Source organism: Streptomyces sp. NPDC107559, from assembly GCF_055657365.1.
Window position 1 is genome coordinate 519,768 of sequence record NZ_JBVKBD010000004.1, and the last position, 17,540, is coordinate 537,307.

General features: G+C 71.5%; 16 protein-coding genes and 1 pseudogene. 12 read left to right on the plus strand and 5 right to left on the minus strand.

The window, feature by feature from the left end; translation table 11 throughout:
* Nucleotides 1–9: 9 nt before the first annotated feature.
* Nucleotides 10–927: an RNA polymerase sigma factor SigF gene (locus ACZ7OY_RS16915; protein WP_471912074.1), complete on the minus strand. Its 918-nt coding sequence runs from the start codon at nt 925–927 to the stop codon at nt 10–12.
* A gap of 249 nt (nt 928–1,176) precedes the next feature.
* Here ACZ7OY_RS16915 and ACZ7OY_RS16920 point away from each other — a divergent pair.
* The 6 genes and pseudogenes from ACZ7OY_RS16920 to ACZ7OY_RS16945 form a co-directional block, all read left to right on the plus strand.
* Nucleotides 1,177–1,554 (plus strand): annotated as a pseudogene (locus ACZ7OY_RS16920) (STAS domain-containing protein); the annotation flags it as partial.
* 358 nt (nt 1,555–1,912) lie between these two features.
* On the plus strand, nt 1,913–2,449 hold the full coding sequence (locus tag ACZ7OY_RS16925; protein WP_351613020.1) for an ATP-binding protein: 537 nt from the start codon (nt 1,913–1,915) through the stop codon (nt 2,447–2,449).
* Nucleotides 2,450–2,759: 310 nt separating this feature from the next.
* Nucleotides 2,760–3,461 (plus strand): LPXTG cell wall anchor domain-containing protein, encoded by a 702-nt coding sequence (locus tag ACZ7OY_RS16930; RefSeq protein WP_471912075.1) that lies wholly within the window; start codon nt 2,760–2,762, stop codon nt 3,459–3,461.
* Nucleotides 3,462–3,498: 37 nt separating this feature from the next.
* Nucleotides 3,499–4,338, plus strand: a complete 840-nt coding sequence (locus ACZ7OY_RS16935; RefSeq protein ID WP_471912076.1) for a COG1470 family protein — start codon at nt 3,499–3,501, stop codon at nt 4,336–4,338.
* The gene (locus ACZ7OY_RS16940; RefSeq protein WP_471912077.1) at nt 4,335–5,540 is read left to right on the plus strand and encodes a hypothetical protein; all 1,206 of its coding nucleotides are present in this window, start codon (nt 4,335–4,337) and stop codon (nt 5,538–5,540) included. Before ACZ7OY_RS16935 ends, ACZ7OY_RS16940 begins: the two co-directional genes overlap by 4 nt.
* Entirely contained in the window at nt 5,537–6,868 is a 1,332-nt protein-coding gene (locus ACZ7OY_RS16945; RefSeq protein WP_471912078.1) for a hypothetical protein, read from the plus strand. Before ACZ7OY_RS16940 ends, ACZ7OY_RS16945 begins: the two co-directional genes overlap by 4 nt.
* A 147-nt stretch (nt 6,869–7,015) precedes the next feature.
* Here ACZ7OY_RS16945 and ACZ7OY_RS16950 read toward each other — a convergent pair whose 3' ends face one another.
* A complete protein-coding gene (locus tag ACZ7OY_RS16950) occupies nt 7,016–8,512 on the minus strand; it encodes an oligopeptide:H+ symporter (protein WP_471912079.1) in 1,497 nt (498 codons plus the stop codon).
* 560 nt (nt 8,513–9,072) lie between these two features.
* Between ACZ7OY_RS16950 and ACZ7OY_RS16955 the strand changes: the two genes are divergently transcribed.
* Together ACZ7OY_RS16955 and ACZ7OY_RS16960 are read left to right on the plus strand one after the other, a co-directional pair.
* Entirely contained in the window at nt 9,073–9,750 is a 678-nt protein-coding gene (locus tag ACZ7OY_RS16955; RefSeq protein ID WP_471912080.1) for a response regulator transcription factor, read from the plus strand.
* Nucleotides 9,751–9,797: 47 nt separating this feature from the next.
* On the plus strand, nt 9,798–11,072 hold the full coding sequence (locus ACZ7OY_RS16960; protein WP_471912081.1) for an ATP-binding protein: 1,275 nt from the start codon (nt 9,798–9,800) through the stop codon (nt 11,070–11,072).
* A 40-nt stretch (nt 11,073–11,112) separates the two neighbouring features.
* On the opposite strand, the gene ACZ7OY_RS16965 is transcribed toward ACZ7OY_RS16960, so the two are convergent.
* Nucleotides 11,113–11,613 carry a GtrA family protein gene (locus tag ACZ7OY_RS16965; RefSeq protein WP_471912082.1) on the minus strand — a complete coding sequence of 167 codons (501 nt, stop codon included), beginning with the start codon at nt 11,611–11,613 and terminating at the stop codon, nt 11,113–11,115.
* Between the two features lie 198 nt (nt 11,614–11,811).
* On the opposite strand from ACZ7OY_RS16965, the gene ACZ7OY_RS16970 reads away from it, so the two are divergent.
* The 3 genes from ACZ7OY_RS16970 to ACZ7OY_RS16980 are packed head-to-tail and all read left to right on the plus strand — an operon-like array spanning nt 11,812 to nt 14,656.
* Nucleotides 11,812–12,951, plus strand: coding sequence for a 5-(carboxyamino)imidazole ribonucleotide synthase (locus tag ACZ7OY_RS16970; protein WP_351620548.1), 1,140 nt, complete (start codon nt 11,812–11,814; stop codon nt 12,949–12,951).
* A complete protein-coding gene (gene purE / locus ACZ7OY_RS16975; protein WP_351620551.1) occupies nt 12,948–13,469 on the plus strand; it encodes a 5-(carboxyamino)imidazole ribonucleotide mutase in 522 nt (173 codons plus the stop codon). Before ACZ7OY_RS16970 ends, purE begins: the two co-directional genes overlap by 4 nt.
* A gap of 8 nt (nt 13,470–13,477) precedes the next feature.
* Complete coding sequence (locus tag ACZ7OY_RS16980) at nt 13,478–14,656, plus strand: dipeptidase (protein WP_471912083.1); 1,179 nt, start codon at nt 13,478–13,480, stop codon at nt 14,654–14,656.
* Nucleotides 14,657–14,747: 91 nt separating this feature from the next.
* Here ACZ7OY_RS16980 and ACZ7OY_RS16985 read toward each other — a convergent pair whose 3' ends face one another.
* Nucleotides 14,748–15,107: a VOC family protein gene (locus ACZ7OY_RS16985; protein ID WP_471912084.1), complete on the minus strand. Its 360-nt coding sequence runs from the start codon at nt 15,105–15,107 to the stop codon at nt 14,748–14,750.
* A 120-nt stretch (nt 15,108–15,227) separates the two neighbouring features.
* Between ACZ7OY_RS16985 and ACZ7OY_RS16990 the strand changes: the two genes are divergently transcribed.
* Nucleotides 15,228–15,734, plus strand: a complete 507-nt coding sequence (locus ACZ7OY_RS16990; protein ID WP_471912085.1) for a CGNR zinc finger domain-containing protein — start codon at nt 15,228–15,230, stop codon at nt 15,732–15,734.
* Between the two features lie 157 nt (nt 15,735–15,891).
* Here ACZ7OY_RS16990 and ACZ7OY_RS16995 read toward each other — a convergent pair whose 3' ends face one another.
* Nucleotides 15,892–17,238 carry a UDP-glucose dehydrogenase family protein gene (locus tag ACZ7OY_RS16995; RefSeq protein ID WP_471912086.1) on the minus strand — a complete coding sequence of 449 codons (1,347 nt, stop codon included), beginning with the start codon at nt 17,236–17,238 and terminating at the stop codon, nt 15,892–15,894.
* Nucleotides 17,239–17,540 lie beyond the last annotated feature (302 nt).

Consider the following 17,540-nt stretch of genomic DNA (forward strand, 5'->3'; position numbering starts at 1 on the left):
GGGCACCCCTCACTCCTCGGCCGTCAGGCCCTTCCGCAGCCGCACCAGGGTCCGTGACAGCAGGCGCGACACATGCATCTGGGAGATGCCGAGTTCCTCGCCGATCTGCGACTGGGTCATGTTGGCGACGAAGCGCAGCGAGAGGATGTGCCGGTCCCGGGGCGGCAGTCCGGCGATCAGCGGCTTCAGGGACTCGATGTACTCGATGCCCTCGATCCCGTGGTCCTCGTACCCGATGCGGTCGGCGAGCGCTCCCTCGGAGTCGTCCTCCTCGGGCTGCGCGTCCAGCGACGCGGCGGTGTACGCGTTCGACGCCGCCATGCCCTCCACGACCTCGTCCCTGCCGATGCCGAGGCGTTCGGCCAGCTCGGCCACCGTCGGGGCGCGGTCGAGCTGCTGGGCCAGTTCGTCACCGGCCTTGGCCAGGTCGAGCCGGAGTTCCTGGAGCCGGCGCGGGACGCGCACGGACCAGGAGGTGTCGCGGAAGAAGCGCTTGATCTCGCCGATGACGGTCGGCATCGCGAAGGTGGGGAACTCGACGCCGCGGGCCAGGTCGAAGCGGTCGATCGCCTTGATCAGGCCGATGGTGCCGACCTGGACGATGTCCTCCATCGGCTCGCTGCGCGAGCGGAAGCGGGAGGCGGCGAACTTGACCAGGGCGAGGTTGAGTTCGACGAGGGTGTTGCGGACGTACGAATACTCGTGCGTCCCTTCCTCCAGCGACTCCAGCCGGTCGAACAGCGTCTTGGACAGGGCCCGCGCGTCGACGGGGCCGACCTCTTCGTACGGGGGAATCTCCGGAAGCCCGGCGAGCACGTCGTCCTGCGGGACGGGCGCGGGGTGGTTCCGCTCGATGGGATCCAGATGTTCCGGAAGGGGTGTCGGCGTCGTCCGATGGGTATGCGACGCGTCGAGCCGGGGTGACATGATGTCCTCCATCGTTCTCGGCGTATGGCTGCCGAAGCCAGTGCTGCACTGCGGTGTGCGGCGCCTCCAAAGCCGGCCGTGTCGGGTACGTGTCTCTACTAGCCCTACCCGTTCCACCGAGCCCACCGCAAGTCCGTTTCGGTGGTAAATGTCCGTTTCTGGGCGGTTGTTCGGGTGTCAGGGTGTGTGGAGAAGGCGTAGTGTTCGAGAGCATCTGTCAGCAGTCACGATCTCGGGAGTGAGAGACGCATGGACCGCGGGACGGTCGGCAGCGCGCAGTCGGGCCGGCTTCTGGTGGAGGTGCGGGAAGAGGGCTCCAGCGCCGTCGTGACGCCGGTGGGTGAGCTCGATCACCACACCGCGGATCTGTTGCGCGACCCCCTCGACGACTGCCTCTCCAAGGGTTTCAGCAGGCTGGTCGTGGACTGCTCGCGCCTGGAGTTCTGCGACTCCACGGGGCTGAACGTGCTCCTGGGCGCGCGGCTGAAGGCGGAGGCCGCCGGAGGCGGGGTGCACCTCGCGGGGATGCTGCCCGTGGTGGCGCGCGTGTTCGAGATCACCGGGGCCGAGGCGGTCTTCACCGTCCACGACTCGGTCGATTCGGCTCTGGCCGACGACGGCGCCGACGGCGGTGGCGACGACAGTGGCGACGGCGACGGTGATGACGACGGCGGCGATGTGGCGAAGGACACCGGAGGTGGCCGTGCGGCGGGGGAGTCCGGCGAGTCGGCCTGAGCCGGTCCGCCGTCCGGCGTTCCCGGCCCTCGCGTCCGGGTGCGGTCCGGCCGCCGCTCGGGTGAACCTGTGCGTCCGCTCGTGGACCGGTGCCCGGGTGACGTCGGCTCGTACCGACAGGGGGGTGTTCGGTCGGCCCGGTCGGGCAGGAGACATCCTGAATGTGTCGGCGCCGTGTCGACGGAATCGCCGTCGGCCTACGTACTGACTCTTGAATCGTGAACTGGTGAATCGGTGAGGTGAAGCGCTGATGAGCACCACCCGGCCCTGCTCGCCGGGCGACCGCGGCCCGGAGCCGATCGGCGCTTCGGGGGCGTCCGAGGGTGACGTGCCAGGTGGCGGCGTGTCCCGCGAGGACGCGGTCGCGTCGTCGACGGGTCGTCAGGTCCGCCGGCTGAGCCTGGACGGCCAGAGCGGCGTCGTGCCGCTCGCCCGCGACTTCGCCCGCCAGGCGCTGTACGCGTGGGGCTGGCTGCCGGCCGCCACCGCGGACCGCCGGGCGGCCGCCGAGGACGTGCTGCTCGTCGTGTCCGAGCTGGTCACCAACGCCTGTCTGCACGCCGAGGGGCCCGAGTCGCTCCGGATCTCCTGCGACAACAAGGTGATCCGGGTCGAGGTCGCCGACCGCGGCACCGGCCAGCCGGCTCCCCGCACCCCGCACCGCGCCGGCCGGCCCGGTGGGCACGGCATGTTCATCGTGCAGCGGCTGTGTCTGGACTGGGGTGTCGTCCGCGCGCCGGGCGTGACCGGCAAGACCGTGTGGGCGGAACTGGGCGCACCGGCATGAGCCGGTGGGAAGCCGCTCCGGCATGAGCCGGTGAGAAGCCGCTCCGCCGCACCCGGTCCCGGGGGCGTCACCGTCCGCGGGACCTGACCGACCCTCAGGCCCTTGCTCGCGGTTGCCCTCAGGCCGGGCCCGCGGTCGAACTCCCGGGACCTCGGCCGAACTCCCGGGTCGACTGCTCTAGTTGCTCACGCGGCCTCCTCTTCATGTCCATCACACCGGCGCAACTCCGGCGTGTGCCTTGTCTTCCCTCCTTGCGGCCCCGGGCGTACCTTGACGGCCGATCTGATGTTCCGTCAGAAACGAGGGGACCGTGTCGTACCAGAAACGAACCGCCGCGTTCGCGTCCGTCGCGGCCCTGGCCGGCTCGGCGGTCCTGCTCACCGCCCCGGCTGCCCGGGCCGAGGTCGTGAACGTCAACTACCAGTGCAAGACGCCGATCGGCGACAAGAGCGCCGTCTCGCCCATCGACATCAAAGGCGTCAAGAGCGGCAGCGGCTACCGGATCACCATGTCCTGGCAGAAGGGCGTCTCGTCCAGCCCGGTCGAACTGGGCAAGGGCGCGATGAATCCGAGCGCCACCGTCAGGCTGGGCGGCGCCGACAGCGGCACCCTCACCGTCACGGGCGCCGCCAACCAGGCCGCCATCCCGGCCAACACGCCCATAAAGATCAATGACTTGAGCGGCACGTACACCCCGAAGGCGACCGGCAAGGTCACCTTCACGGCGGGCGTGCTCACCATCAAGGCGCTCGGTACGACCACCACGTGCACGCCCGCCAACAACCCCGGGCCCTCGCTCACCCTCGACGTGACGTCGGCGGGCGGCGGCACGAGCGGCGGCTCGACCGGGGGCACACACAGCGACAGCGGTTCCGGTACGGCACTTCCGCAGACCGGGCCCGCGGACTCGGCCGTCGCCCTCGGCACGCTCGGCGGCACCGTGTTCCTGGCCGGCGCGGCGGGCGTGCTGTGGCTGACCCGCCGGAACCAGACGGCACGGGAACGCCACTGACCGTCCGTCGCGACGCCCCTGCCCGATGGAGCCGCCGATGTCGTACGCCGTCCGCGTCCTGCCCCTGTCCGTCCTGCTGCTGCTGGGTGCCGCGCCCGCCGGCGACGGCTGGTCGGCCGCGCCCGCCGGCGACGGCCGCCCGGCCTTCTACCTGGAGGGCACGCCCGGCGCCGTCCAGCAGGACACGGTGTCCCTGACCAACCGCGGGCGGCGGCCGGTCACCGTACGGCTGCGGGGTACCGGCGTCCCGGTGACGTTCGCCGGTGCCGAGGTGCGGATCCCCGCCCGCACCCGGGCCGACGTCCCCTTCACGGTGGCCGTCCCGGCGGACGCGGCCCCCGGTGACCGCTCCGGCACGATCGTGGCGCGCGGCGGCGACGGCCGTACGGCGACCGTGCCGCTGCGACTGCGGGTCGGCGGACCCGAACTGTCCGCGCTGACCGTCGAACACGTCACCGTGCACGCCGACCGCATCACGTACGAACTGGTCAACCGTGGCACCACGGTGCTCGCCCCGCGGCTGGCGGTACGCGCGAACGGCCTGTTCGGCCGCCGGCTCCTGGACCGCGCCCCGCGCGCCCTGCCCGTCGAACTGCCTCCCGGACACCGGCTGAAGCTCAGCGAACCCTGGCCCGGCCGGCCCGTCCTCGACGCGGTGGACGTGACGCTGACCGCGACGGCGCCGGGCGGCGCCCGGGACACGGCGAGCGGGTCGGCGCGGTTCGTGCCCTGGGGTGCGGTCGGCGGGACGGCGGGCGCCGCGGGGGCGGCCGCCGCCGCACTTCTCGCCGTACGGCGGCGCGGGGCCCGCAGGGCGGGCCGTCCCGCGGCGCGGCGGCCGGGTGCGCGGGTCGAGTCGACGGGAGGGCTGCGGTGAGCGGCAGACGGCGGATCGGTGTGCTGGTGGCGGCGTTCGCGGCGCTGCTCGTGCTGACCCCCACGGCACCGGCGACGGCCGTCGGGCCCAGCGTCCAACTGTCGCGGACACAGGCCGGAACCGGCGGTTCGATCACCGTCAGCGGCAGCGGCTGGCGGTCGCACGCCCTGCTGATGCTGCTGGTGTGCGGGCAGTCGGCGCCCTCACGGGGCGTGCTCGGCGGCACCAACTCCTGCGCGAACGCCGACGGGCGGGCCGTCACCACCGACGCCGACGGCCGCTTCAGCCGCGTGCTGCCGGTGACCGAACCGCCGGTGCCGTGTCCCTGCGTGGTGCACGTCGCCACCGTGACCGGCGCCAAGGCGCAGGCCGACGCGGTCCTGCGGGTGGCCGGGCACCCGGTGCGGCCGCTGCCCGCGCGGACCGACGGCGGACGGCTGTCCGTCCTCACCGACATCCGGCTCGACGGATCGAGCGGCGTGCTGACCTGGTTCGGCGCCCCGCCCTCCCGCACGCTGGTCCTCACCGTCGGCAACGTCGGCTCCGACCCAGTGACGGACCCCGTCTTCCGGGTCGGGGTCTCCCACGGCGTGTTCGCCCCGCAGTGGGACGAGCAGCAGTGGCGGGGCACCCTCGCGCCCGGCGGGAAGGCCCGGATCAGGCTGCCGGTCGAGCTCTCCGCCGGGGCGCACGGCGACTACACCGTCTCCCTCGCGTACGGCGGCCGGGTCCTCGGCGAGCAGCCGTGGGGCGTCGGCCGTCCCTGGGGCGTGACCCTGTTCTGGATCCTGCTCTGCGTGGTCGTACCGGTGGCGGTGTTCCGTATCGGGATGGCGGTGGTGGACCGCGTCCGGCCGCACCGGCCGCACCGGCCGCACCGGTCACGGCGCTCGCGCGGGCTGCGACGGGCCCACCGTGGGCGGCCCACCGGCCGGACTTCGCCGGCTCGTTTTCCGTGGCTGCCGGGGCTGCGCCGCGGCGACCGCACGGACGCACCGGACGCACCCCACGTACCGGACGCACCGGACGCGCAGGACGGGGCGTACGCGACCGGCGCGGCCGCCGCCGGGCCCGGCCCGACTTCGACCCTGCCGTGGTTCACCCCGGACTCCGCTCCGGGCACGGCGGCCGGTCGGCTCTCCGCACCGCACGACGACAACCCGGCGAGTCCTACGACTCCCGTCACGAAGGGACCCACGTGAGCATGCGAAGGAGAGTCACACCGGTCGGCCGCCCCGGCGGCGTACGCAGAGCCGGGGCGGCGGGGGCCGCGCTGGTGCTGGGTGGCGCGGGACTCCTGCTGGGCGTGGCCGCGATGCCCGCCCAGGCCGCCGAGGTGTCGTTCGCGACACACTGCGTGCCGCCCGCCGGCCTCGACCCCGTGGACGGCACCACCAAGGTCGAGATCACCGCGCCGGCCACCGCGAAGGTGGGCGACACGGTCGAGGTGGTGTGGAAGTTCGTCCAGGCCGCCTCGAAGAACCCCGACATCATCGACCTGCCCGCGAACTCGGTGCAGCCGTCCGGCACCCTCAAGGCGGCCGGCGCGCAGAGCGCCGACATCGCGATGCAGGGGCCGCGCGAGAACCCGGCGATCCCCAAGGGCGCCGCGATGGTGCTGTCCGACATGAAGGGCACCCTGAAGCTCACGACGCCCGGGACGGTGACGCTGACCCCGGGCGCCTACACCGTCAACGCCATGTCGACGGACACCAGGTGCACACCCACGTCGGCGGTGCAGCAGGCGGCGAGCATCGAGGTGTCGGCGGGGGGCGGGGGCACGTCGAGCTCCTCGTCCAGCGCGTCCGTGACGCCCTCGGGGTCCCCGACGGACACGGCGTCCCCGACCGGGTCCGCCTCCGCCTCGGTCTCCGCGTCCGCGTCCGCGTCGGCGAGCGACGGCACCGGGCAGACCGACTTCACCGGCAAGCAGGTGCAGGTCCCGTACGCGTGCAAGACGCCCATCGGCGACAAGAACGCCACCTCGGCCGTGCAGATCGACGCGCGGAAGGACGGCGGGAACTTCGCGCTCACGGTGAAGTTCGGGCAGTCGGTGATGGACAGCCCCGCGGACATCCCGAAGGGCTCGGTCAAGCCGTCGATGGAGGTCGTGCTCGGCGGCGCCGACCACGGCACGGTGCACGTGGAGGGCCCGCTGAACGCGGACGTGATCAAATCGGGCGACCCGATCGAGATCCCCGATCTGACCGGCACCTACAAGCCGGGCGCGAGCGGTGAGTCGACGCTGGCCCCGGGCGTGCTGACGATCGAGGCCCTCGGTACGACGACCACCTGCACGCCGGCGTCGTCCGAGGTCTCCCTGACCCTGGACACCACCGAACAGGCGAGCGGCGCCTCCGGGTCCACCTCCTCCGGCACCTCCTCCGGCAGCACCTCCACCGGCGGCGGCCTCGCGGAGACGGGCGCGGGCGACCACGGCGCCCTGAAGGCCCTCGGCCTGGTCGCGGGGACGGCGATCCTGCTGGGCGGTGCGGTGTTCACGTTCATGCCGCGCCGGCGGACGCGGTAGGGCATGGTCCGCCGGACCGGCCCCGGCGCGGCGGGTCCGGCGCCGACACACACAAGAGGGCCGCCGCACCCCGGTGGGGGTACGGCGGCCCTCGTGTGGATCAGCCCCGGCCGGACGCCGGTGGACGTCGGCGGCCTCGGGGGGACGTCAGTGGACGTCGCCCATGAGCTCCTTGACCTTCTTGCGGTACATCCACACCGCGGCACCGGCGGCCACGGCGAGCACGGCCTGGAAGGCCACGATGCCCGTCTTGTTGAGGTCGACACCGGCGATGGAGAGCAGACCGGTGGTGGCGTCACCGGCGGTGACGGCCAGGAACCAGACACCCATCATCTGGGAGGCGTACTTCGCGGGCGCCATCTTCGTGGTGACGGAGAGGCCGACCGGGGAGAGCGTCAGCTCACCGACGGTCTGGACGAAGTAGATCGCCACCAGCCACATCGCGGCCGCCTTGTGACCGCCGTCGGCGATCGCCAGCGGGGCGAGGAACAGGAAGAACGACGCGCCGATCAGGACCAGGCCCATGGCGAACTTCGTCGCGGTGCTCGGCTCCTTGCCGCGCCGGGAGAGCGCCAGCCAGGCCCAGGCGAAGACCGGGGCCAGCGCCATGATCATGACCGGGTTGACCGACTGGTACCAGGAGACCGGGAAGTCCCAGCCGAAGATGGTGTTCTTCGCCGAGGAGTCGGCGAACAGGGACACCGTGGAGCCGCCCTGGTCGTAGATCATCCAGAACACGGCCGCGGCGACGAAGAACCAGATGTACGCGGACATCTTCGACTGGTCGGCGCGGTCGAGGTCCTTGTCCCGCTTGATCCGGGCGATGACCAGGACGGGGATGAGCAGACCGGCGATGGTGATCGGGACCAGCAGCCAGTTCAGCGTGTAGTGGCCGGTGACGACGACGACCGTGTAGAAGACGGCCGCGACGGCCGCCCACAGGGCCGACTTGCGCAGCGTGGCCGACTTCTCCGCGGGGGAGAGCGGCGTGGGGACGACGCTCGACTGGGCGTCGAGGTGGCGGGAGCCCAGCAGGTACTGGGCGAGACCCAGCGCCATGCCGAGCGCGGCGAGCGCGAAGCCCAGGTGCCAGTTGACGTTCTCACCGACGGTGCCGATGACCAGCGGCGCGGCGAACGCGCCGAGGTTGATGCCGATGTAGAAGAGGGTGAAGCCGCCGTCACGACGCGCGTCGTCCGCACCCTTGTAGAGGTGGCCGACCATCGTCGAGATGTTGGACTTCAGCAGACCGGAGCCGATCGCGACCAGGCCGAGGCCCGCGAAGAAGGTGCCGGACGAGGGCAGGGCCAGCGTGAGGTGGCCCAGCATGATGATGACGCCGGCGACGGCGACGGTCTTGCGGGGGCCGAGGACCCGGTCCGCGAACCAGCCGCCGGGGAGGGCGAGCAGGTACACGAGGGACAGGTACACCGAGTAGATGGCCGTGGCGGTGGCCGCGCTCATGTGCAGGCCCCCCGGTGCCACCAGGTACAGCGGGAGCAGGGCCTTCATGCCGTAGTAGGAGAAACGCTCCCACATCTCGGTCATGAAGAGAGTGGCCAGTCCGCGGGGGTGGCCGAAGAAGGTCTTCTCGGAGCCGGGGGTGCCCGGACGGACCGAATCCTTCGTCAGGCTGGACGCCATTGGTCGTTCCTTGCTGCTCGGGACGCGCGCGCTGCTGGAGCGTCGCGGCGCCCGGTGGGGGGCGGCCGGCACCGGCGGTCCTGTCACGTCCACCCCACGCCCACAGGGGGTCCGCTCCGGATCACGGAGCGGTGGACGACGACCACCGGGATCCACGCCTCTACGCGCGTCAATGCGCTGAGAGGCCCGGCCACAGGTCATTCCTGCTCGAGGCTGGCGTGGCCAGCCCGCACATGAAAGAGACCTTCAGCGTCACACTTCGCCAAAGGTCCCCGCTGTGCTAGAGGCGTTGATTCACCATACGTCAGGACAGTGCCTGATATGGAAGGAGTTGAGACGGGGATCACAGGCGATCATGGAACTGATTGCGTTCATTCGAAGGCCGACGTGCCGATCCAAGGATGACATCTTCTGTTCCCTGATCCGTAACAAGATCGCGGGCGCGTCCGGAGAAGTGCGCGAGGCGGCCGATCCCGGACCATGTCCGGCATGTCCCTCGGTAAGAAACCGCAAGGGCGATCACACCTCGGCGGCCGTCCGGGGCGGACTACCATCACCTCATGACCCGTGTACTGCTCGCCGAGGACGACGCGTCCATCTCGGAGCCGCTGGCCCGCGCCCTGCGCCGGGAAGGGTACGAGGTCGAGGTGCGTGAGGACGGCCCCACCGCGCTCGAGGCAGGAATGCAGGGCGGCGTCGACCTGGTCGTGCTGGACCTGGGCCTGCCCGGCATGGACGGCCTGGAGGTGGCCCGCCGGCTGCGCGCCGAGGGCCACGCCGTGCCCATCCTCATCCTGACCGCGCGCGCCGACGAGGTGGACACCGTCGTCGGTCTCGACGCGGGCGCCGACGACTACGTAACCAAGCCCTTCCGGCTCGCCGAACTGCTCGCCCGCGTCCGCGCCCTGCTGCGGCGCGGCGCCGCCGAGCCGCAGCAGCCGCCCGCCACCCACGGTGTGCGCATCGACGTCGAGTCGCACCGCGCGTGGATGGGCGACGAGGAACTCCAGCTCACCGCCAAGGAGTTCGACCTGCTGCGGGTGCTGGTCCGCGACGCCGGCCGGGTCGTGACCCGCGACCAGCTGATGCGCGAGGTCTGGGACACCACCTGGTGGTCGTCGACCAAGACCCTCGACATGCACATCTCCTGGCTGCGCAAGAAGCTCGGCGACGACGCGGCCAACCCCCGCTACATCGCGACGGTACGGGGCGTCGGCTTCCGCTTCGAGAAGAGCTGAACCCGCGTTTGCCGGGTGACGCGTCCGTGTCCGCTAGGTAAGAGGTCATGCGCCGCCGACTGATCCAGTCCACGCTCGCCGTGGTGCTCGTCGTCATCGCCGTCTTCGGCGTGTCCCTGGTGATCGTCGAGACCCGGACGATCAGCAACAGCGCCCAGGAACGAGTGGACTCCGAGGCCCTGCGACTGGCCAGCATCGTGGACAGCCGGCTGCTCGGCCAGGAGACCGTCACCGCGGGGATACTGCGCGGCCAGGTGGCGCAGGAACGCTACGCCCGCATCGTGATGCCCGGCCAGCGGCCGATCGAGATCGGCACCAGGCCGGCCGGTGAGGTGATCCGCTCCACCGCCAAGGGCGAGGAGGGCGAGACGGTCACGGTCGAGGAGCCGCGCTCGTCCGTGACCCGGGAGGTCGGCCGCACCCTGCTGATCATCGGGGCGGTGGCACTGCTGGCCGTGGTGGCCGCGGTCCTCCTCGCGGTCCGCCAGGCCAACCGCCTCGCCTCGCCGCTCACCGACCTCGCGGAGACCGCCGAGCGCCTAGGCTCGGGCGATCCGCGCCCCCGGCACAAGCGGTACGGCGTCCCCGAGCTGGACCGGGTCGCGGACGTCCTCGACGCCTCCGCCGAGCGCATCGGCCGGATGCTCACCGCCGAGCGGCGCCTGGCGGCCGACGCCTCCCACCAGCTCCGTACGCCGCTGACCGCGCTCTCCATGCGGCTGGAGGAGATCACCCTCACCGACGACCCGGACATCGTGAAGGAGGAGGCGACCATCGCGCTGACGCAGGTGGAGCGGCTGACGGACGTGGTGGAGCGGCTGCTGACCAACGCCCGGGACCCCCGTACCGGCTCGGCGGTCTCCTTCGACCTCGACGAGGTCATCCAGCAGCAGCTGGCGGAGTGGCGTCCGGCGTACCGCGGTGTGGGCCGCGCCATCGTCAGCTCGGGCAAGCGCCATCTGCGGGCCGTGGGCACGCCCGGCGCGGTCGCCCAGGTGCTGGCGGCGCTGATCGAGAACTCGCTCATGCACGGTGGGGGCACGGTCGCCCTGCGCACCCGGGTCACCGGCAACCAGGCGGTCATCGAGGTGACCGACGAGGGACCGGGCGTCCCGGCCGATCTGGGGGCGCGGATCTTCGAGCGGACGATCAGCGGCCGCAACTCGACGGGCATCGGTCTCGCCGTGGCCCGTGACCTCGCGGAGGCGGACGGCGGCCGGCTGGAGATGCTCCAGGCGCAGCCGCCGGTCTTCGGCCTGTTCCTGTCGCGTACGCCGCTGAAGCGCACGCTCGTGACGGAGGACGAGCCGACGGTCCGCTAGGACTCTGCTCTGCTGCCGGGACTCCGCGTCGTAGGCCGGGTCAGCTCACCCGCTGGGTCCGAGTCCTCTTCGACTCCGCCTTCAGCAGCGACTCCGCGTCCGCGACGGCCTCCCGCGCGGGCAGCGTCCGGAACACCCACGAGCGGTACGACCAGAACCGGAACAGCGTGGCGACGCCGATGCCGATGAACTTGAAGATGTTGCTCTGGAGCGGGCTGTCCCAGCCGAACCCGTACGTCGCCGCGTACAGCACACCGTTCTCGATCACGAGACCGACCGCGCTGAACAGCAGGAACAGGGTCAGCTCCCGGGTGCGGCCGGTGCGGTCGCGGTCCCGGTACGTGAAGTAGCGGAAGCCCAGGTAGTTGAAGATGATGGCGACGATCGTGGCGATGACACTGGCCCGCACGACGGGCAGGTCCGTCGCATGGCGCACCAGGTTGAACACACCCAGATTGACCAGAAGCCCCGCGCCGCCGACGGCGCCGAACTTCGCGACCTCGCGCACGAGTCGTCGCAGCCCCGAGGAACCGTGTTCCATGGCTGTGCGTGCCCCCGTCCGGGTCGGTTTACGTCAACCCAGCCATGCTAACCGGCCCCCCGCGGGCTTTCCTGTGGACCGGCCCACAGGCCGGGAACAGCTTGGAAAGAACCCGGAAAACGCCGGGTATGAGGCAGTAAAGCGGTCGGTAAGAGGCGCGGAATCCGGCCGTCCCGGTGTGGCCGATACCCTAGGGGCGTGACGTTCCCGGTAGTCGGCATGGTCGGCGGTGGCCAGCTCGCTCGTATGACACACGAGGCAGGCATTCCGCTCGGCATCAGGTTCAAGCTCCTCAGTGACACCCCTCAGGATTCCGCGGCACAGGTCGTGAGCGACGTCGTCATCGGCGACTATCGCGACCTGGACACGCTGCGCGCGTTCGCCCGTGGGTGCGATGTGATCACCTTCGATCACGAACATGTGCCCACCGAGCACCTCAGGGCCCTGGAGGCGGACGGCATCCCCGTCCGTCCGGGCCCCGACGCGCTCGTGCACGCCCAGGACAAGGGCGTGATGCGAGCCAGGCTCGACGCGATCGGTGTGCCGTGCCCGCGGCACCGCATCGTCTCCGACCCGCAGGACGTGGCCGCCTTCGCGGCGGAGGGTGACGGCTTCCCCGTCGTCCTCAAGACCGTCCGCGGCGGGTACGACGGCAAGGGCGTGTGGGTCGTGGACTCCGTCGAGGAGGCCGCCGACCCGTTCCGGGCCGGTGTCCCGGTCCTCGCGGAGGAGAAGGTCGACTTCGTACGGGAGCTGGCGGCGAACGTCGTGCGCTCCCCGCACGGCCAGGCGGTCGCCTATCCCGTGGTCGAGTCCCGCCAGGTGAACGGGGTCTGCGACACGGTCATCGCCCCCGCCCCCGACCTCGACCCGGCCGTGGGCCTGAAGGCCGAGGAGATGGCGCTGCGCATCGCCAAGGAACTCGGCGTCGTCGGCCACCTCGCAGTCGAGCTGTTCCAGACCCGGGACGGCCGGATACTCGTCAACGAACTCGCCATGCGCCCGCACAACTCGGGCCACTGGACGCAGGACGGCGCGATCACGTCCCAGTTCGCCAACCACGTCCGGGCCGTTCTCGACCTGCCCCTCGGCGACCCGCGTCCGCGCGCGCCGTGGACGGTCATGGTCAACGTCCTGGGCGGCGACTACCCGGACATGTACGCGGCGTACCTGCACTGCATGGCCCGCGACCCCCAGCTGAAGATCCACATGTACGGCAAGGACGTGAAGCAGGGCCGTAAGGTCGGTCACGTCAACACCTACGGCGACGACCTCGACGACGTGCTGGAGCGCGCCCGTCACGCAGCCGGCTACCTGAGAGGCACGATCACCGAATGAGCCCTGTCGTAGGCATCGTCATGGGGTCGGACTCCGACTGGCCCGTCATGGAGGCCGCCGCCCAGGCCCTGGACGAGTTCGAGATCGGCTACGAGGTCGACGTCGTCTCCGCGCACCGGATGCCGCGCGAGATGATCACGTACGGCGAGCAGGCCGCCGACCGGGGCATCAAGGTGATCATCGCGGGGGCCGGCGGCGCCGCCCACCTGCCCGGGATGCTGGCCTCGGTCACCCCGCTGCCGGTCATCGGCGTCCCGGTGCCGCTGAAGTACCTCGACGGCATGGACTCGCTGCTGTCGATCGTGCAGATGCCGGCCGGTGTGCCGGTCGCGACCGTCTCGGTCGCCGGCGCCCGCAACGCCGGTCTGCTCGCGGCCCGCATCCTCGCCACCCACGACGAGGAGCTCCTCACCCGGATGCGCGACTTCCAGCAGGAGCTGAACGACCAGGCCACCGAGAAGGGCAAACGGCTGCGCGCCAAGGTCGAGGGCACGGCCGGCTTCGGCTTCGGGAAGTGAGCGCGCGGATGACGTCCCTCGAAGAGGCCCGCGCGCTGCTCGCCGAGTTCCCGGTCGTGGACGGTCACAACGACCTGCCCTGGGCCCTGCGCGAGCAGGTCCGCTACGACCTGGAAGCCCGTGACATCGCCGCCCGGCAGAGCGACCACCTGCACACCGACATCCCCCGCCTGCGCGAGGGCGGGGTCGGCGCGCAGTACTGGTCGGTGTACGTCCGTTCGGACCTGCCCGACGCGGTGCCCTCGACGCTGGAACAGATCGACTGCGTACGGCAGCTGCTCGACCGCCACCCGGCGGACCTGCGCCGGGCGCTGACGGCGGCCGACATGGAGAGCGCGCGCGCCGAGGGCCGTATCGCCTCCCTCATGGGGGCGGAGGGCGGCCACTCGATCGCCAACTCCCTCGGCACCCTGCGCGGGCTGTACGACCTCGGCGTCCGCTATCTGACCCTCACCCACAACGACAACGTGGCCTGGGCGGACTCGGCGACCGACAAGCCGGCGGTCGGCGGCCTGTCGGCGTTCGGCCGCGAGGTGGTCCGGGAGATGAACCGCCTGGGCATGCTCGTCGACCTCTCCCATGTGGCGGCGACGACCATGCGCGACGCGCTGGACACCTCGTCCGCGCCGGTGATCTTCTCGCACTCCTCGGCCCGGGCCGTCTGCGACCACCCGCGCAACATCCCGGACGACGTGCTGGAGCGGCTGCCCGCCAACGGCGGCGTCGCGATGGTGACGTTCGTGCCGAAGTTCGTGCTCCAGGCGGCGGTGGACTGGACGGTCGCCGCCGACGCGAACATGCGGGCGCACGGCTTCCACCACCTCGACACCACGGCCGAGGCGATGCGGGTGCACCGCGCCTTCGAGGAGAGCAACCCGCGGCCGGTCGCCACGGTCGCGACGGTCGCCGACCACCTCGACCACATGCGCGAGGTCGCCGGGATCGACCACCTCGGCATCGGCGGCGACTACGACGGCACGGCGTTCACCCCCGACGGCCTGAACGACGTCTCCGGCTACCCCAACCTGATCGCCGAACTGCTCGACCGCGGCTGGTCCAGGTCCGACCTGGCCAAGCTGACCTGGCAGAACTCGGTGCGGGTGCTGGGCGCGGCCGAGGACGTGGCCCGCGACCTGCGGGCCACCCGGGCGCCGTCCAACGCGACGATCGAGTCGCTGGACGGCTGACCGGACGAGTCGTCCGACAGCTGACGGAAGGGAGCGGGGCGGCCGGCACGGCCGCCCCGCTCCCGCGTTCCTGCCGGATCCCGTACCGGTACTAGGCCCGGCACAGGCAGAACGGGTGTCCCGCCGGGTCCGCGTAGACCCGGAAGCTGCGCGAGCGGTCCTCGACCTCCAGCGGGCGGGCGCCGAGCCGCAGAACCTCCTGCTCGGCGGAGTCCAGGTCGTCGACGGTCAGGTCCAGATGGAACTGCTGCGAACCGTCGGACGAGGGCCACTTCGGCGGTACGTACCCGGGAGAGGCCTGGAACGCCAGCACCTGGGCGCCGTCGACCTTCACGTCGACCCAGTCCTCCTGCTCCTCCAGGGTGCCGCCGAGCAGCGCGGCGTAAAAGCCGGCCAGGGCACTGGGGTCGGGACAGTCCAGGACGACGGTGTCCAGCTTGGCGAGAGCCATGACTTCCTCCTCGATCGGCGTTACCTGTAGAGACGGGTAACCAGTAACCGTTACCTCATGCTGCCCCACTGGAGGTAACGTCACAAGGGAAATACCGGGAACCGGAGGTGGCGCGCCGCCATGAGTGAGAGATCGCCCGCACCGGGCGGGCTGGCGCTGATCGAGTCCCTGGTGAACACGCTGGACCTCGGGTCCGGCGCCGACGCGCTCGACACGCCCGACGGCAGGGCGCGCCTCGGACTCGCCCTCGACGAGCTGGCGGACGCCCGCGACCTGCGCGAGTCACTGCGCGCCGCGCTGCTCGCCCACGCGGGTCATCCACCGCACCGCGAGGTGACCGACCTGGGGGCCCTGCTGGCGGCGGCACCGCTGTACGTGGCGGTCGACGCCCGGGACGGCTCCGCGCGGCTGATCCCCGGCGCCGAGGCGCCCCTGCGGTCCCGGATCGCGGCCGCCGTGGCGGACTCCCTGGTCGCGGGCACCTGGACCCGGCTGAAGGCCTGCGAGGACGTGACCTGCCACTGGGCGTACTACGACCGCAGCCCGGCCGGCCGGGCCCGCTGGTGCTCGATGTCGGTGTGCGGAGCCCGCGCGAAGATGCGCCGCTACCGGGCCAAGGGCCGGTGAGGGCCGGGCCCGCCCGGGGCGTCGCGTGCGGCCCAGGGCGGCGACGCACAGGAAGTTCTTACGTCACGTGCCGGCCGGGTGCGGCAGAATGCAGCAGAACGCCGGTTCGGCCGACTGAGCCTCGGCCGAACCGGCGTCGTCGCGTTCTGCGTGCCGGTCAGGCGGTCGGACGCCCCATCGCCCGGTAGCTCCAGCCGGCCTTGCGCCACAGCTCGGGGTCGAGGGCGTTGCGCCCGTCCAGGATCAGCCGGGCCTTCACGGCCTCGCCGAGCCGCGCCGGGTCCAGCTCGCGGAACTCCCGCCACTCGGTCAGGTGCAGGACGACATCGGCGCCCCGCACGGCTTCCAGCGCCGAGTCGGCGTAGCCGAGCGTGGGGAAGACCCGCCGGGCGTTCTCCATGCCCTTGGGGTCGTAGACGGTCACCTGGCCGCCCTGGAGGTGTATCTGACCGGCGACGTTCAGCGCGGGAGAGTCCCGGACGTCGTCGGAGTCGGGCTTGAAGGTGGCGCCGAGCACGGCGACCCGCTTGCCCAGGAAGGAACCGCCGCCCAGCGCCTGGCGGGCCAGCTCCACCATCTGCCCGCGCTGGCGCATGTTGATGGAGTCGATCTCGCGCAGGAAGGTCAGCGCTTGGTCGGCACCGAGCTCGCCGGCCCGCGCCATGAAGGCCCGGATGTCCTTGGGCAGGCAGCCGCCGCCGAAGCCGATGCCGGCCCGCAGGAACTTCTTGCCGATCCGGTCGTCGTGCCCGATCGCCTCGGCCAGCTTGACCACGTCACCGCCCGCGGCCTCGCACATCTCCGCCATGGCGTTGATGAAGGAGATCTTGGTGGCGAGGAAGGAGTTCGCGGAGGTCTTCACGAGCTCGGCGGTGGGGAAGTCGGTGACGACGAACGGCGAGCCCTCCCCGACGGGGGTGGCGTACACCTGCCGCAGCAGCTTTTCCGCCCGCTCGCTGCGCACGCCCACCACGATCCGGTCGGGGTGCAGCGTGTCCTGGACGGCGAAGCCCTCGCGCAGGAACTCCGGGTTCCAGGCCAGCTCGGCGTCCGCGCCGACCGGTGCGAGTCCGGCGACCATCCGGGCCAGCCGGTCGGCGGAGCCGACGGGAACGGTGGACTTGCCGACCACGAGGGTGGGCCTGTTCAGGTGTGGTGCGAGGGAGGAGAGGGCAGACTCGACGTACGACATGTCGCAGGCGTACTCGCCGTGCTTCTGCGGCGTGTTCACACACACGAAGTGGACGTCGCCGAACGCCCCGACCTCCGCCCAGTCCTGGGTGAAGCGCAGCCGGCCGGTGGTGCCCTCGAAACCGGCGACATGCCGGCGCAGCAGTTCCTCGAGCCCGGGCTCGTACATCGGGGTCTCGCCCCGCTCCAGCATCTCGATCTTCTCGCGCACCACGTCGAGCGCGAGCACCTCGAAGCCGAGCTCGGCCATTGCCGCGGCGTGCGTGGCGCCGAGATAACCGGTGCCGATCACGGTGATCCTGAGGGCGGCCATGCAGTGCTCCTGGGGTGTACGGCGTCGGATACGCGCTGTGCGGTGCCGCCCGAGCATAGTCGGGGCGTGCCGCGCCTCTTCAACGGGCAGATTGCCTCCTGTCGCCAAGCTCACGTATCTGTCCGGTGGGCGGGCCCCTAAAATTTGAGTTACTTAACGGTAGTTAGCGCAGTTTCCTTGGAGCGTGAGAGACCTTGGCCGGATCGGCTGACTTCGACCTGTACCGCCCGTCCGAGGAGCACGACATGCTCCGTGACGCCGTCCGTTCGCTGGCCGAGGCGAAGATAGCCCCGTTCGCGGCC